15 protein-coding genes and 1 other annotated feature are annotated in these 16,977 nt (G+C 37.7%); of the genes, 2 read left to right on the forward strand and 13 right to left on the reverse strand.

All coding sequences use genetic code 11. From position 1 onward, the window contains the following. Positions 1-54: 54 nt before the first annotated feature. The 5 genes from G532_RS0109715 to zapA all read right to left on the reverse strand — a co-directional run bounded on the left by G532_RS0109715 (position 55) and on the right by zapA (position 7,256). Entirely contained in the window at positions 55-1,746 is a 1,692-nt protein-coding gene (locus G532_RS0109715; protein ID WP_027964644.1) for a long-chain-fatty-acid--CoA ligase, read from the reverse strand. A gap of 278 nt (positions 1,747-2,024) precedes the next feature. Continuing rightward, positions 2,025-4,373, reverse strand: coding sequence for an endonuclease MutS2 (locus G532_RS0109725; protein ID WP_027964645.1), 2,349 nt, complete (start codon positions 4,371-4,373; stop codon positions 2,025-2,027). Between the two features lie 288 nt (positions 4,374-4,661). Beyond that, a complete protein-coding gene (polX, locus tag G532_RS0109730; protein WP_027964646.1) occupies positions 4,662-6,365 on the reverse strand; it encodes a DNA polymerase/3'-5' exonuclease PolX in 1,704 nt (567 codons plus the stop codon). A gap of 82 nt (positions 6,366-6,447) precedes the next feature. Continuing rightward, a complete protein-coding gene (locus G532_RS0109735; protein WP_027964647.1) occupies positions 6,448-6,990 on the reverse strand; it encodes a CvpA family protein in 543 nt (180 codons plus the stop codon). A gap of 2 nt (positions 6,991-6,992) precedes the next feature. After that, on the reverse strand, positions 6,993-7,256 hold the full coding sequence (gene zapA / locus G532_RS0109740) for a cell division protein ZapA (RefSeq protein ID WP_027964648.1): 264 nt from the start codon (positions 7,254-7,256) through the stop codon (positions 6,993-6,995). 134 nt (positions 7,257-7,390) lie between these two features. Between zapA and rnhC the strand changes: the two genes are divergently transcribed. Continuing rightward, positions 7,391-8,308 (forward strand): ribonuclease HIII, encoded by a 918-nt coding sequence (gene rnhC / locus G532_RS0109745; protein ID WP_027964649.1) that lies wholly within the window; start codon positions 7,391-7,393, stop codon positions 8,306-8,308. Between the two features lie 180 nt (positions 8,309-8,488). Here rnhC and pheT read toward each other — a convergent pair whose 3' ends face one another. The 3 genes from pheT to G532_RS0109760 all read right to left on the reverse strand — a co-directional run bounded on the left by pheT (position 8,489) and on the right by G532_RS0109760 (position 13,041). Beyond that, positions 8,489-10,918, reverse strand: a complete 2,430-nt coding sequence (gene pheT / locus G532_RS0109750; protein ID WP_027964650.1) for a phenylalanine--tRNA ligase subunit beta — start codon at positions 10,916-10,918, stop codon at positions 8,489-8,491. Positions 10,919-10,930: 12 nt separating this feature from the next. Then, positions 10,931-11,965, reverse strand: coding sequence for a phenylalanine--tRNA ligase subunit alpha (gene pheS, locus G532_RS0109755; protein ID WP_027964651.1), 1,035 nt, complete (start codon positions 11,963-11,965; stop codon positions 10,931-10,933). A 45-nt stretch (positions 11,966-12,010) separates the two neighbouring features. Continuing rightward, positions 12,011-12,249 (reverse strand) — a binding site (T-box leader). A 45-nt stretch (positions 12,250-12,294) separates the two neighbouring features. After that, positions 12,295-13,041, reverse strand: a complete 747-nt coding sequence (locus G532_RS0109760) for a TrmH family RNA methyltransferase (protein WP_245570133.1) — start codon at positions 13,039-13,041, stop codon at positions 12,295-12,297. A 92-nt stretch (positions 13,042-13,133) separates the two neighbouring features. Here G532_RS0109760 and sspI point away from each other — a divergent pair, with 92 nt between their 5' ends. After that, entirely contained in the window at positions 13,134-13,346 is a 213-nt protein-coding gene (sspI, locus tag G532_RS0109765) for a small acid-soluble spore protein SspI (RefSeq protein ID WP_027964653.1), read from the forward strand. A gap of 251 nt (positions 13,347-13,597) precedes the next feature. Here the strand turns inward: sspI and G532_RS0109770 are convergent, their stop codons facing one another. The 5 genes from G532_RS0109770 to G532_RS15875 form a co-directional block, all read right to left on the reverse strand. After that, on the reverse strand, positions 13,598-14,683 hold the full coding sequence (locus G532_RS0109770; protein ID WP_027964654.1) for a M42 family metallopeptidase: 1,086 nt from the start codon (positions 14,681-14,683) through the stop codon (positions 13,598-13,600). An 88-nt stretch (positions 14,684-14,771) separates the two neighbouring features. Next, the gene (locus G532_RS0109775) at positions 14,772-15,263 is read right to left on the reverse strand and encodes a dUTP diphosphatase (RefSeq protein ID WP_027964655.1); all 492 of its coding nucleotides are present in this window, start codon (positions 15,261-15,263) and stop codon (positions 14,772-14,774) included. Positions 15,264-15,293: 30 nt separating this feature from the next. Further along, positions 15,294-15,872, reverse strand: coding sequence for a TVP38/TMEM64 family protein (locus G532_RS0109780; RefSeq protein ID WP_027964656.1), 579 nt, complete (start codon positions 15,870-15,872; stop codon positions 15,294-15,296). A gap of 77 nt (positions 15,873-15,949) precedes the next feature. Continuing rightward, positions 15,950-16,210 carry a DUF1294 domain-containing protein gene (locus G532_RS0109785; RefSeq protein WP_027964657.1) on the reverse strand — a complete coding sequence of 87 codons (261 nt, stop codon included), beginning with the start codon at positions 16,208-16,210 and terminating at the stop codon, positions 15,950-15,952. A gap of 441 nt (positions 16,211-16,651) precedes the next feature. Beyond that, on the reverse strand, positions 16,652-16,977 hold a 326-nt coding region (locus tag G532_RS15875; RefSeq protein WP_035512845.1), incomplete at its 5' end, for an integrase core domain-containing protein.

A 16,977-nucleotide genomic window follows, 5' to 3' on the forward strand; every position in this document is an offset into this window, starting at 1 on the left:
CATATAATATAAATAAATCAGCTGGCTGTCAACTTTTTTGTGTCTTGTTTGAAATTAGCTTTTTTCCATCTTAGCTTTTTCTTCATCTACTAATTTTCTCCTTAGGATTTTTCCTACAGCAGTTTTCGGTAGTTCCTCTTTGAATTCATATAGTTTTGGAACTTTAAATGCAGCTAAATGTTGACGACAGAACTGATCTAAATCTTCTTCTGTAAGCTGACTGTCTTCTTTTAATACAATATAGGCTTTTACAGTTTCCCCGCGATATGGATCCGGAACTCCTGCAACCACTGCTTCTTGGATTGCTTCGTGTTCGTAAAGAATCTCTTCTACTTCACGCGGGTAAATATTAAATCCACCTGCAATAATCATATCTTTCTTTCGATCAACAATATAGAAGTATCCTTCTTCATCGATGTAACCCATATCACCAGTGAGTAACCAGCCATCTTTTAAAGTAGCATTCGTTTCCTCTTCTCGACTCCAGTACCCCTTCATAATTTGAGGCCCTTTCACACAAATTTCACCGACTTCACCAGTAGCTACTTCCTCTTGTGATTCCATATCAATTATTTTACTATCTGTGTCTGGCCACGGAACCCCAATACTGCCAGCACGTCTAGATGTCCATACAAAATTAGCATGTGTTACAGGTGAAGATTCTGTCAGACCATAACCCTCTACAAGTTTACCACCAGTTACTTTTTCAAAATTCTCCTGAACTTCTGCTGGTAATGGTGCGGAACCACTAATACAAGCTTCTACAGAAGACAAATCGAATTTATTTAACTTCGGATGGTTTAAAATTCCGATGTAAATGGTTGGTGCGCCTGGGAAAAGTGTTACTTTATGCTTTTCAATTCCTTTTAATACTTCGTCTACATCAAATTTAGGAATTAAAATCATTTTTTGTGCCATCATGACGGATAAATTCATTACGGTAGTCATCCCGTAAACATGGAAAAAAGGTAATACACCTAAAACTGTTTCTTTAGCATATTCTGTTTTATACAACCATGTTTGACACATTTGAGTATTAGAGGTCAAATTCATATGCGTCAACATAACCCCTTTAGGATAACCTGTCGTACCGCCTGTGTATTGTAATAAGGCAAGGTCATTTTCCGGGTCGATCTCTACTGATTTCACTTGCCCGTTAGCTTCTTCTAACATCGAATTCCATAGATACGTTCCATTTCCATGCTCAGGTTTTACTACAATACCATATTGTTTCTTTTGTAACATTGGTTGGATTAAATTCTTTGGGAATGGTAGGTAATCTTTAATTCTTGTCACGATAATATTTTCAAGGTCTGTTTCATTTTTGATAGCGTTTGCACGCGGAAGCAAAATATCAAGACATACTAACACTTTGGCTCCAGAATCCTTCATTTGATACTGTAATTCACGCTCAGTGTATAAAGGGTTCGTCTGTACGACGATCGCACCAGCTAAAAGCGCTCCGAAATAGGAAATGACAGCTTGTGGTACGTTTGGTAACATAATTGCCACTCGGTCCCCTTTTTCCACTCCTAATTCTTGTAAATAACTTGCGACTTTTTTCGAAGCATCATAAACTTCTTGATACGTTAATTCTGTCCCTAAAAAATTAATTGCTGCTTTGTCAGGATAGTTTTGAACACTTTCTTCTAGATAAGCAAATAACGGTTTCTTGTCATAATCGATCGTGTGTGGAATCTCTTCTGGATAGTGCTTCAACCATGGCTTTGTGACTTCAACCCCCATTAATCAACATCCTCCTTCAAAATAACTAGATTTATAATTATTATAAACATAAACTGACTTAAATTAAAAACATTATTTAAAATAATCTGAAATTTATCTCTAATAAAAAAGCTTCTTTAGTCACTATTTCAGAATAAAGAAGCTACTTTTACTAGTTCATCACGACGAAAATTATTCCAATTACGATAAACACTGCCGCAACAACTATTAATACTTTTGCTAATGTTTCCATTGTCCATCCCTCATTTTAACTATATGACTCTTATGATTGTCCTATACTATTTCAACTCAAAAATCGTTACACCTGTACCGCCTTCATTTGCTGTACCGAATTTATGTTTTTTAACAGAACGATGATTTCGAGCGTAAGCCTGTACACCTTTCATCAATGCACCAGTACCTTTTCCATGAATAATGGAAACTTGATGATAATTAGCAAGCAACGCCTCATCTAGATATTTATCTAATCGATTAAGTGCGTCTTCATATCGTTCACCACGTAAGTCTAATTCGGGTTTAACGTGATAGTTACTGCCTTTCACCGTTGATAATGGTTTTGTTTCTACTTGCTTAGGACGTTTAATAAACTCCATCTGATCTTGCTTCACTTTCATTTTCATAATGCCTAGTTGCACTTCATATTCTTTATTTGTAACTTTTTGAACAATATGACCTGTTTGATTAAAAGTTAAAACATGGACTTCATCACCAGGGTGAAACTCTCTTGATTCCTTTGATTTCTTTTCAGGTTTCTTTTGCTCTGGTTCAAGTTCTGACTTCTGATCAGAAAGCTTTTTTCGGGCGTCAATAAAACGGTGCTCTTTCACACCTGCTTCTTCGCGCATATTTCTAATTTCAGTTAATATTTCTTCTGCTTGTTCTTCCGCCTTGGAAACTACTTTGGAAGCCTTTTCTCTCGCTTTTTCTAAATATTGATCTTTATTACTCAAATAATGTTGGTATTCTTGAGAAAGGGACTGATAAAGTTCTTCCGCTTCTTTTAAACGCTGCTCTGCCACATCATAATCCGTTTCTGCTCGTTTCCTTGATTCCTCTAGTGATGCAATCATATTTTCGACAGATCGTGAATCTTCTCGCACCATCCCTTTTGCTTGGTTAATAATTTCATCTTTTAACCCTAAACGCTTAGAAATATCAAATGCATTACTTCGACCAGGTACACCTAGCAACAAGCGGTAAGTAGGTTGTAAAGTTTCTATATCAAATTCAACAGAAGCATTCGTCACTTCTTCTCTATTATACCCATATGCTTTCAATTCGGGATAGTGAGTAGTAGCAATCACTCTCGCTTTTCGCTCAACCACATAATCTAAAATAGACATAGCAAGTCCAGCTCCCTCTTGTGGGTCTGTCCCTGCTCCTAATTCATCAAATAAAACGAGTGACTGAGACGTTACTTGATTAAGAATTTCCACGATATTTGTCATGTGAGAAGAGAACGTACTTAGGCTCTGCTCAATAGACTGTTCATCTCCAATATCTGCAAAAATGTGATCGAACACGGCCAGTTCTAATCCATCTAACGCAGGTACTTGTAATCCAGCCTGAGCCATTAACGTACAAATGCCTACCATTTTCAACGTTACTGTTTTACCACCTGTATTTGGGCCCGTGATCACGATTGCGGTAAAATCAGCACCCAGTTCCACATCATTTGGAACAACTTCACCATCTGCTATGAGTGGGTGACGAGCTTGTCGCATATGGATAATCCCTTGATTATTCATTTTTGGTTTCGAAGCTTTCATATCGTGTGCAAGTTTTCCTTTTGCAAACATGAAATCTACTTGTTGGAGTGTATCAACATTTGTACGCAAGAAACTCGCATCTTCTTTAATGAATTGGGTTAATTCTACTAGAATCCTGTCTACCTCACGTTGTTCATCCACTCGTGATTCTTGCAGTTTATTGTTTAATTCAACTACTGCCTGGGGTTCAATAAATAATGTTTGGCCCGAGGAGGATTGATCATGAACCATTCCGCCAAAACTTGATCGGTATTCTTGTTTTACAGGTAACACATAACGATCATTTCGAATCGTCACAATCGCATCAGATAACATATTACTTTTTGATTTCGTATAGCCATCTAATCGATCACGAATGCTGCTCTCATAGGAACGAATCTGAGAACGGATTGTCCTTAGTTTACTCGATGCCCCGTCCATCACATTACCATAATCATCGATACAGCCTTTAATGGCTTGTTCTAACTTAGGAAGGCTTGTAATGTGTTCAGTTAATTCATCTAATAATGGCAAAGATAACTCTTCATCTTCCAGTGTACTCATGAATTTTTTCCACTGATTACCACCATAAATTGTACTTGCGATTTCTAAACACTCAGTAGCTGATAAAACACCATCGATTGTCGCTCGTTTAATTTGAGGGCGAATATCATGAATGCCACCAAGAGGAACATTTCCTTTCAGTCTTAACACTTGCGTAGCCTCATCCGTTTCTTGTTGCAAACGATTTACTTCTTCAAGGTCTGTTGAAGGAAATAGTCTAGAAACATAATCCTTGCCTAAACTGGTTGCTGCTTTTGTTAGTAACATATCTTTTAATTTATCAAATTCTAATTGTCTTAATATTTTTTGATTCATTCCGCTCACCTTTTTTCATTTGACTCTGTTAACGTTAAATGTTGATTTCATTCAGTATACCCCATATGGAGGAGAAACGCGTGAAGCGGAGACGCCTGAGGGATCAGCGCAGCTCGAAAATCCATTTTTCCGGAATGGCAATGGAGGAAAAATTAGTTGAGAGCAAGCCCCTAGGGACGGCTAAAGTCCGTTACGTCCTGTAACGAACACCGTCATTAGACCATCCAGGTCGTCACAAGCTTCCGCTTCTAAGCGATTCGACAGTATCAACATTGGGTATTAATAGAGCTATTCATTTAAAAACTGTGTCAATTTCTCTAATGACCAAGTATTTACTACTGTATCACGCTCTATCCAACCTTTTCTAGCAGCTTGAACCCCGATCGTCATATCCGCCAGCATCTTATAGTTATGAGCATCTGTATTTATAGCAATTTTCACGCCACGCTCTTGAGCCACTTTTAACCAATCCCAAGCTAAATCTAAACGATTTGGATTCGCATTCAATTCAATAATAGTATTCGTTTCTTTAGCCAAATCAATAAATTGCTCATAGTTAAAGGCATACCCAGCCCTTCTTCCTAATAGTCGTCCAGTAGGGTGGGCGATCATATCTACATGTGGTGAACGCATCGCTACTTCTAATCGCTTCATGATCTCTTCTTCTGGTTGATTAAAGCTAGAATGGATGGAAGCTATTACAAAATCCATCTCTTCCAAAAAAGTATCCCCAAAGTCTAAACTTGCATTTGGTAGTATGTCCATTTCTACACCTGCAAGAATGGTTATTTCATTATACTTTTTATTCAACTCATTAATCTGCTCTCGTTGTTTACGCAGCCTTTCTTCGTTCAGCCCATTAGCTACTTGTAGAAATTTTGAGTGATCTGTAATTGCAATATGCTGATAGCCATATTCAATAGCTTTTTGTACCATTTCCTCAATAGATTGTGCACCGTCACTCCATGTACTGTGCATATGCAAATCAGATTTGATCGACTCTTGCGACACTAACGTTGGCATTGTTTCTACTTGAACTTCTTCACCTGTCTCTCTTAGTTCAGGTGGAATATATGGCATGTCTAAAAAGGAAAAGAAGGCTTCTTCTGAATCAAATGTGTGCACTTCACCTGAATCTACATTCTCGATTCCATACTCACTGATTTTATAACCTTTTTGCTTAGCAATCCTTCTCATTTCTACATTATGATCTTTAGATCCGGTAAAATGATGTAAAGTTGTATAAAATGCTTCTTGTTCCACTAATCTAAAGTCAACAGATAAATCCCACTCCCCTGAAATTACCACCGTCACTTTTGTACTACCACTTGCTACGACCTCTTTTACTTGTTCTAATTCAGTAAGTTGTTTGGAAACTTTCTCGCCATCTTTAGTCGCTATAATATAATCTAAATCCTTTACCGTTTCTTTTAACCGTCTTAAGCTTCCTGCTAATGCATAGTCAGAAACTCCGTCCATTTTTTCTAGTTGCTCAACAATTTGGTGATGTATTGGTAAAACAGTTGAAATAGGTAAACGTTCCGGGCGACTATATTGTTCATCCAAAGCCTGGATCATTTTATCGACTGTTTTCTTACCGAATCCCTCTAAAGCTTCTACTTCACCATTTTCACATGCTTTTCTGAGTGTAGCTTCATCTATTACCCCAAGTTCTTGATATAATTTAGAAAGTTTTTTACCACCAAGTCCTTGTAATTTTAATAGAGGAACAAGTCCTTCTGGAACGTCCTGCTTTAACTTCTGCAAGGTCTCTGTATCATGATTTTCTATAAACTCTTCTATTACAGCTGAAGTACCTTTACCAATACCTGATAGTTTGGCAAAGTCCTCTATCTCACTTAATGAACGTTCATCTCGCTCCAGTGATTGCGCAGCTTTGCGGTAGGCAGAAATTTTAAAGGCATTTTCCCCTTTTAATTCTAAATAGACTGCAATAGTTTCTAAGTGTTTGATTACTTGTTTTTTATCCATTTAAATACTCCCTTAACTGTTGTTCAAATTTGTATGGATGAGATAAAAAGAAAAGAGGCAACTCGCTCGGAGTCTACCTCTATTAACTGTTGATCTGTGTAAACCATAAGTCTTTAATACGCTCTGAGAATAGTGGTGTACTCTCAATAATAAATTGTGCAATAAATGACCCTTGTATCGCATCTTGGATGAACCCTATGGAAACCAAGGATACAAAGAATATAAAGAAGAATATAATTAAGTACATTTCAATAAAACCAACAATTGCTCCTAATAAATTATTCACACTTTTTAAGATTGGAATATTAGCAACAAAGTCTAACATATTCGCTAGTACTTGCAGTAAAATCTTCACTACAAAGAAAATAAACACAAAGGCAATTCCATTATAAAAAGCATCAGAAATTGATGCATTTCCTGCTAAACTAGACCAAAAATGGTCATCTGATAAATTGGGATTAGGAATCCATAACTCTATAACAGATGCTAAGTCTCGAAAGTACAGCCAAGCAACGATAAATGCTACGATAAATCCTAATAAATGAAAAATTTGAAGTATAAATCCTCTTTTTAAACCAATTAAAAAGCCGAGAATTAGTAATATAAACAAAATAATATCTAACATGATTATTTTCGATCCTCTTTCCTCTGACTCTGCACTAATGCATCGTAATCTTGTTTTAGTTTAATATAATCATTCATGGTGTTCAATGCTGTTAATACAGCTAATTGCGTGGTATCAAAAGAAGGCTTCGCATAGCGAATTTCGTCCATTTTTTGGTCTACTAAGCTTGCAACCATTTTTATTTGATCAGGCGATTCCTGACCAACAACTGTATATTTACGATGATGAATATCAACGGTAACTTTATTCTTATTTGATCCAGTCATCGATAAGCCTCCTTCTCGATTCTCTACAACATATAGTAACACGTTTTGACATAGGAAGGAAAGTACAGATATTTGGCATCGCGCACACTTTCCTCACATGATATACTAATCAAAAATCGATAAAGGAGCAAGTCATGGGACAGACCGTAATCAAACTTGATCAACAAACACTTAAAAGACTTCAAAACACTTACCAATCTTATAGCTTAGACAAGACTCCTCCCCATGCTATTTTAGCTGCAAAATATAATGGGAATACCATCACTGCTTATAAATCCGGCAAAGTTATGTTTCAAGGGGATTCTCATGCAGAAGAAGCTTCCAAATGGGGAGAGAATACCGAAACAAAAGCGAAGCAAAAAATTATAAACTCTGCTTCTATGGAAGTTTTAAAGCAAGATCATATTGGTTCTGATGAAGCTGGTACAGGCGATTACTTTGGTCCAATAACAGTAGCTGCCGTTTATGCTACTGAAAAACAACAGGAACTGCTGCGTGAGCTAGGTGTTAAAGATTCAAAAGCCTTAAAGGATGACACAATCTCAAAAATAGTAAAAGACATTTTAAAAACTGACATCATATATAGTTCTGTAACATTAAGTAACCCAAAATATAATGAGTTAAAAAATCGTGCATGGTCACAAGTACGAATGAAAGCATGGATGCACCATCAAGCAATCAACCATGTAATCAATAAATTAGATGAAAAAGAATACTCTGGTATTGTAATTGACCAATTCTGTGAACCTGGTGTCTATTACAATAAGATTCGTGCTTCCAATCAAGAACCACATAAGGATATTACATTCCTCACAAAGGCGGAAAGTCAATCTACTTGTGTGGCGGCTGCCTCCATGATTGCGAGGTTCCGATTTGTTCAAGAGATGGAGCGGTTATCAGGAGTTGTAGGTTTCGATTTACAAAAAGGTGCTTCTAATATAGTTGATAAACAAATCAAGCGTATTATCGATAAAAAAGGGGAACCATTTCTAAATGAAATTGGAAAGGTTCACTTTGGGAATACGAAAAAAGCGAAGAATTTGAAGAAATAAGAAATATTTAAAGAGTCCAAACATGAAAAGAGGCTGGGACAAAATGGTGGTAGTCATTACTCATCCGGACAATAAATTGCGGTGCGATTAACTCGCTCCGACTACGCTTTTTTGGCGCATTGCTCGGGTTTTCATGCTATCACTTTAATTTGTCCTAGCCTCTTTAAATAAATTTCAATATTATCCTCTTAATTCCGCTTCATACACTTTCTCAACTTGTTCTACAATCGATTTGCGTGCTTCCTCGATCTCTTCATCCTTTAAAGTACGTTCACTGTTTTGGAAAACAAGGTTAAAAGCGACTGATTTCTTTCCTGCTTCCATATGTTCCCCATCATACACGTCAAATACAAGAATAGATTGTAGATGTGGCTGTCCCGCTTCTTGAATAACTTTTTCTAATTCGCTTGCAGTAACATTATCGTTTACCACAAAAGCTAAGTCCTGTGAAATGGCAGGATACTTTGTGATCTTTTCATAACGTTCTTCTTGGTCAGACAGTTCTAAAATAGCTTCTAAGTCCAAGTCGTACACGTACGTTTCCGATAAGTCATAATCCTTTTGAGTGGTTGGATGTAATTGTCCCAAATAGCCAATCACACGTTCCCCAGATTTCACAATTGCCGTTCTTCCTGGGTGCATACCATCTAGTTCAGCTTGTTCATACGCGACTTCTGGCACAGCAAAATGGGATAGTAATCCTTCGACGATTCCTTTTAGAATAAAGAAATCTACTGGTTGTTTTTGTGCTTGCCATGGGTGATTAATCCACAATCCAGTAATAGCTCCTGTTGTTCTTAATTTCTCCTCAGGCTGAGTACCTTCCCCTTTAGTTTGCGGATAAATTGGTCCTATTTCATATAAAGCGATATTGTACTGGTTACGAGCGACATTGTACCGCACGCTTTGTAGCAATTCTGGTACTGCACTTAATCTTAAATGACTGTGTAAATCAGTCATTGGCATCGCTAATGGAACGGCATTGGCCTCCATATTTTTCACTTCTGGACTTACAAATTTATAGGCATTTTTTTCTGTAGTAAGGGAGTACGTAATTGCTTCATTTAATCCAGTAGATTGTAAATAATCATGTGCTTTTCGTAATGCTTTTTGCCGTTTCGACAAACCACCTGGATGCATTTCTCCAGTTGGTAGTGTATATGGAATTCGGTCGTATCCATAAATACGTGCGATTTCTTCTACCATGTCTTCTTTACGAAGCACATCTCCACGTCTAGGTGGGATCGTAACTGTAATTAATTCGTCTTGATTTTTCGCCTCAAAGCCTAAACGATTAAATATTTGATACATCTCTTCCATAGAAATAGATGCGCCAATTCGCATTTCCATTTCTGGTCGAGAAAAAGTAATATGTTGTGGCTCTACTTCAAGTGAGCCTTGTTCCACCATATCACCTAGTACCGTAGCTCCTGCAACTTCTTGTAAGAGTTGTGCTGCACGTGTTGCTGCGTCTCTCACACGAGTTTGATCGAGTCCTTTTTCATAACGAACACTTGCCTCACTACGTATGCCATGGTCTTTAGACGCTTTACGAATCGAAGCAGGATCGAATGATGCCGCTTCTAATAAAATCATCGTTGTATCATCTTGTACTTCTGATTTTTCCCCACCCATTACACCTGCAATAGCATGAGCTTCTTTTCCATTAGTAATGACTAAATGATCCGTTTGTAGGGTACGTTCTTCTCCATCAAGTGTCTTAATCGTCTCTCCTTCATTTGCTAAACGAGTTACCACTTCCTTAGAACCGAAACGTTGATAGTCAAATGCGTGTAATGGTTGACCATATTCTAATAATACGTAATTCGTCACATCGACAACGTTATTAATTGGTCTAATCCCTGCACTCATCAGACGATTCTTTAACCACTGTGGAGATTGTTTTACTTCTATGTCTTTTAAAATCCAAGCTCCGTAAAATGGATTAGCTTGTTGGTTATCGAGTTGAACCGAAATATGATTACTAGAAGCTTCCTCTGCTTTAGTCACCTGTGGTTCAGGTAATTGAACCTTTTGGTCGTATATAGCTGCTGTTTCGTAAGCCATCCCTAGCATGCTTAGGCAATCTGCACGATTTGGTGTTAGATCAAATTCAATAATGGTATCATCTAAATTTAGTAATGGCGCAGCAAGTTGGCCAACTTCCACTGGTTCTTCGATCACAAAGATTCCTTCTTTATCCGCTTCTGTTAGGAACTTATCATCCACACCTAATTCATTTAACGAACAAATCATGCCTTCTGAAACTTCCCCGCGAAGTTTAGCCTTCTTAATTTTAAGTCCACCAGGTAAACGTGCACCAGGTTTAGCTACTATGACATACTGGCCTTTCGCAACGTTGTTGGCACCACAAATTATTTGCGCCAGATCTGTTTCGCCAACATTCACTTGGCATACATTCAATTTATCGGCATTTGGATGTTGATCACATGCCTCTACGTACCCGACGACTAGTTTATCACTTTGTAAAACCGGGTCCATCACCTGTTCCACTTCTATTCCAGTCTTCGTAATGTCTTCAGCTAGTTGAAGTTTATCTTTATCTTTCACATCTATATATTGTTGTAACCAATTCGTTGATACTAACATTTGTATTCCCCCTTACGCTTTATGAAATTGTTTTAAGAAACGTACATCATTTGTATAGAAATGACGGATATCCTCTATTCCGTACTTAAGCATTGCTATTCTCTCAGGCCCCATTCCAAATGCGAACCCGGTGTATTTCTCTGGGTCAAATCCAGCTTTTTGTAATACATTGGGATGGACAAGTCCGGCACCTAGTATTTCGATCCAGCCTGTACCTTTACAGACAGAACAACCTTCTCCACCACATACCTTACAGGAAATATCTAGTTCTACAGATGGTTCTGTGAATGGGAAGAAACTTGGACGTAAACGGATTTCACGATCTTCTCCAAATAAATGTTTCGCTAATGCATTTAATGTACCTTTCAAATCACTCATTCGTACATTTTCATCCACGTAAAGTCCTTCTATTTGAGTAAACTGATGAGAGTGTGTCGCATCGTCCGTATCACGGCGATACACCTTGCCAGGACATATGATCTTCACAGGACCTCTACCTTCGTGTGCGAGCATTGTACGTGCTTGCACAGGTGATGTGTGTGTACGCATTAATAATTCCTCTGTAATGTAGAAAGAGTCTTGCATATCACGAGCAGGGTGTCCCTTGGGTAAGTTTAATGCTTCGAAATTATAATAATCTGTTTCTACTTCAGGTCCTTCTGCGACTTGGTATCCCATACTAATGAACAGATCTTCAATGTCACGAATCACTTCCATTAATAAATGAGGACCACCGTTTTGTGCTGGTTTACCTGGGAGCGTAACATCCACCGCTTCTTCTCTAAGCTGCTTATTGATTTTAATTGCTTCTAATTCTGCGTCTTTTTCTTCTAAAGCTTCCGTCAACGTATCACGCACTTCATTTGCTAGTTGGCCAATCACTGGACGTTCTTCCTTGGATAGTTTCCCCATCCCTTTTAAAACTTCTGTAATCTGACCTTTCTTACCTAAATAATATACGCGTGTATCTTGTAGCTGCTTGTTGTCTTCACTTGACTGTATTTGTTGCAGTGCTTCTTCTTTTAATTGTTGCAATCGCTCTTTCACACTAGTTTCCTCCTTTTTTGCATATAAAAAACCCGTCCCCTTATAGAAAGGGACGAGTTGTTATTCCGTGTTACCACCCTAATTGATCAAACAGTCTAAAGTTCGATCCACTTCATTTTGATAACGGATTGCTCCGGGTTACCTTTACTGCTTCGCAACATCCAGGTACCAGCTCCTGAGTGAAATTCATCTTTTTCAACATTTGAGATAGTTTCAGTCTAAGCTATCTCATCCCTAGGAAATGTATTATGAAAAAGATTACTGGGCTCATTCTAAGCTTTTTTATTCATCTATTCTGAAATATATTATAGATAAAATTATCAATTTAATCAAGTATCGTTAGAAAATTGATACAGAGCGATACTTGTTGCTACAGCGACATTCAGTGATTCACTTTGATTACTTATAGGGATATATATATTGTCATCTGCTAGTTCTAGTAAAGTATCTCCTACACCTTCTCCTTCATTTCCAACTATTAAAACATAAGGTTTAGAAGGCTTACAAGTCTGTACTGGGGTTGCTTCTTCATCTAGTGCCGTAGCATATACCGAATAATTTTCCGACTTTAACCGGGTTACCAGTTCCTCTGCGTTAGCACGAATAATCGGCAAGTGAAAAATGGCACCTTGTGTGGAACGAATTACTTTTTCGTTAAAAAGATCCGCACTCCCCTCACCTAATATTACGCCATCAAAATCAAAGGCAAGCGCAGAACGGATAATGGTCCCTACATTTCCAGGGTCCTGTACCCGATCTAACAGTAATAATTTGTTTGTATTTTCGACCGTAGAATTACGCTGTTTTACAACCGCAATCATTCCTTGGGGTGACTCGGTTTGAGCAATGTGGTTTAACACCTGATTAGTAACCTGATACGTTTTCATATGTTTCCAAGTTGGGGGAAGTTCCAAATCTTCTGTACAAATGAGTTCGACAACTGTCCAGTCACTACGAAGTGCTTCTTCAATTAAATGCCAGCCTTCAATTAAAAATAATCCTTCTTTTTCTCTGAATTTTTTACTATGTAGTTTTCGCCAATTCTTTACTTGTTTATTTTGCGTCGATGTAATCATATCCATACCTCATGACCTTTTTTATTTATCATACATAGAGTTTGGACAATTGGTCAAACTATGAGTGAATTTTTAAAATCGAGGTGATTGGAATGGATCTGAATTTAAGACAAGCAATTAGATCGAACGTTGCAGGAAATAATGAAGAGCAGTTAGAGGCAACCATTGTTGATGCTATTCAAAGTGGCGAGGAAAAAATGCTTCCGGGATTAGGTGTTTTCTTTGAATTATTTTGGGAACAAGCTACTGAGCAAGAGAAGAAGACTGTTTTAAATAAATTAGAAGAAGAAGTCGGAAAGCTATAAACAAAAAACGAGGCTGTGACAAAAGTGTCTGTAGTCATGAATAATCAGATGAAAGCTATAAAAAGCGGATGAAATAGACGGAGACTCCTGTGGGAAATAGAGCTCAGGTGAGACCCCGGAATGCGTAGCATGAGGAGGCTCACCAGCTCCCCACGGAAAGCGCAGTCTATTTCAGGAGCGAGTTAGTCGCACCGCATTTTATAGTTCTGATTTTCATGCTAGCACTTTATTTTGTCCCAGCCTCATATTTATTAGTTAAACGTTAACTTTTCAACTGTCTCACGGTCTAATTTCTTAATTACTTCAATAATTAATTTTACCACATTTTCATAATCATCACGGTGAAGCATTGCAGCGTGAGAATGAATATAGCGTGTAGGAACAGTAATCGATAATGCTGGAACTCCGTTTGCAGTTAAATGGATTGCTCCAGAGTCAGTTCCGCCACCTGGCATTGTTTCATATTGGAAAGGAATATTGTTAGCTTCTGCTGTATCAACTACAAAATCACGCACACCTTTATGAGAAATCATCGAAGCATCATATAGAACAATCTGAGGACCTTCGCCCATTTTCGCTGCGGCATCTTTGTCAGATACGCCTGGCATATCCCCTGCAATACCAACATCGACACCAAATCCAATATCAGGTTTCACGGCATTCGCAGAAGTTTTTGCACCTCTTAATCCGATCTCTTCCTGGACAGTACCCACTCCATAAACTTCATTTGGATGACTTTCATTTTCTAACCCTTTTAATACATCAATTGCAATCGCACAACCAATACGGTTATCCCATGCTTTTGCAAGTAGTAGTTTTTCGTTGTTCATTACAGTGAAATCAAAATATGGAACAACTGAATCCCCTGGTTTTACTCCAAATGATTCCGCTTCTTCTTTATCTTTTGCACCAATATCAATAAACATATCTTTAATTTCAACTGGTTTCTTTCGTTGTTCTGGAGTTAAAATATGTGGAGGTTTTGAACCAATCACACCAGTAACATCACCTTTAGAAGTCATAATCGTGACGCGTTGAGCAAGCATTACCTGGTTCCACCAGCCTCCAACAGTCTGGAAGTATAAGAATCCTTGATCATCTATACGTGTAATCATGAATCCTACTTCGTCCAAGTGACCTGCAACCATAATACGCGGTCCATTTGCTTCACCAGTCTTCTTAGCAATTAAGCTACCTAAGTGGTCGGTCGTAACTTCATCTGCATAAGGACTTATGTACTTTTTCATTACCTCTCTAGGTTCTTTTTCATTGCCTGGAATTCCCTTAGCATCTGTTAAATCTTTTAACATGGTTAAAGTGCTATCTAATTTTGTCATCTGAATTTCCTCCCTTATTATCATCACACGTTGTCCATTATAACGCTTTCATGATAATTTCTCAAAAAATTTTGTTTATTATAAGCAATTAATAGCCGCGCGCTTGTCTATTATGATTTTCAGCATTTTTTTCAAGATAAGCTTGTACAATTTCTTCTTCACTAAAGGTTAATAATTTACCAACAGAAAGGTAGATGAGCATCAGCTCTTGATAGTGAGCTTGTGAAGGTTCATTTTTATATGTCTGGATCATCTCATACACCATATGAAACGCTTCTGTTAATGTCACAACTGAATCGCGGTCAGTAGCTTGGTGGGATTCAAACCGGTAGCCATCATCTAACCCAAATGACAACAGAAAATGAATCCCATCTACAAACTCCTCTAGAATCACCTCACGCTCATTTGCGCCTTTTTGACTCCAATATTTAAAACAACGCGTTTCATTTGCTAGCTCACTTACCTCTACAAGAAATGCGAGCAATTTATCATCTCTCACCTGTTCATTTGTTTGAGGTATGGAGTCTAAAATGCGCTGATCAAGGTCAGCTTGCAATCGATATAATTCTTCCCAATTCATTTTCTTACGCCTCCTTTAAAGCTTATTGTGTCACTTTTCAGGGTTTGGCGCAAAGAAATCTTGCCACGTTACAATCATTTCTTTTCTACGGAATAGATATAATAAACTAGCGATTACAACGAATAGGGCAATGATATAGGGCCAATCCAAGCGTTGAAACCACGTTCCAAAAGAAGTATAAACTACTGCCAACGGAATATTGGATAAGATAGATAATTTCGCATACTCTTTAAAATTACGAGTCATTTCAATTATTAATAAAGAAATTAAATGGAAGTGAACAAATGGAGTAATGCGTAAAATAATTAATTGTGGCGTGCTAATTGAGGCATGATTTCCAAATAATTGTTGTTTCATCTGCTGAAATCGTTTCGCTATAAACGGAACATGATACGTCATCAGGTAGAAAAACACACTGGATAACGTCACTCCAATAAAGGAATAAATCGACCCGTGTGTTGTCCCAAATAAAAGCCCGCCAGTGATACAAAGAAGTGCTACCGGTATAAAAAGAAAAGGCCGGATCAGATGAAAAAAGATAAATATTATTGGAGCAAAGATAGCTGATTGATGGTAATGATCCTGTACCCATGTCATGGCATGTTCCATCTCATACCCCTCTCATCTCACAGATGCTATATTCATATCTATGACAAGAGACGAGCCTTTATGACAGAAGGCATTTATTAAATGGTAAAAATCATTAGCAACATCCATGCTGCTGTTAGAAGGGGTAAACCATATTTAAACTGATTATGTTTCGTCTTATGACGGAAGAAATTCATACCAATCCACATACCAGGAGCTCCACCTACAAATGCGATTGCCCATAGATTTCTTTCAGGAATCCTTCTACCTTTTCGAGTGGAAGATCGTTTATCCATTCCCATCATTAGTAGACCTATTAAACTTGAGAAGATAGTAATAATAACTAAGTATTCGTACATCTTGTTAATCTCCTTTACATTCTGGACGTTGAGTCTCATTGTATCATGACAAGTAGCATAACTTTTATGTAAATTTTCGCTACTAAATTAAAAATATGAAGTTACTCTTTAAAAGTGGAATCTTGGGAGGATTGAAGCATCCAATATTTCAAGAAAAATTGCCATATATTCAGAAATATTAATACTTATGCGCGAAAATTCAAATATATCAAGAAAAGTCACAGCTTTATCCACGAAACCGGTCCAGCCCCCTAATTCGGGACAAATTATTGGTTTTTCCCACCCAAACTTAGAATTGCTTAAGTTTGCTTCTTTTTAGAGTCCAATGAACTTGACAAGGAGCCTCTGGAGAGGCGATTTGCTCCGAAAGACCGAGTTGAATATTTCGGCAGCTCTCTAGGCTATCACCTCTCCCTCTCCTTATCAAGTTCCTTTCTAGTGTCAAATCGAAAGGGGTTCTTGTGTTATATGCCCCGCTCTCCAACGCTCATAAAAAACATCTGGAGATAAATTCTTTAGACTCCCATGGGGTCGATCGTAATTATAGAAATCGGTGAATTCATTTATATAGTGATAGGCTTCGTCGTATAGATGGAATGGATGTCGATCGAAACACTCAGCCTGTAAACGGCTAAAATAAGATTCAATATAAGCATTCATATCAGGCGTACGTGGTGGAATTCGTTCATGATATAAGTCTCGGTTTACACAATAATCACCAAAATGTTCGCTCACAAACTGAGGCCCATTATCCGTTCGGATAATAA

Source organism: Halalkalibacillus halophilus DSM 18494 (assembly GCF_000423105.1).
Classification (GTDB): domain Bacteria; phylum Bacillota; class Bacilli; order Bacillales; family Alkalibacillaceae; genus Halalkalibacillus; species Halalkalibacillus halophilus.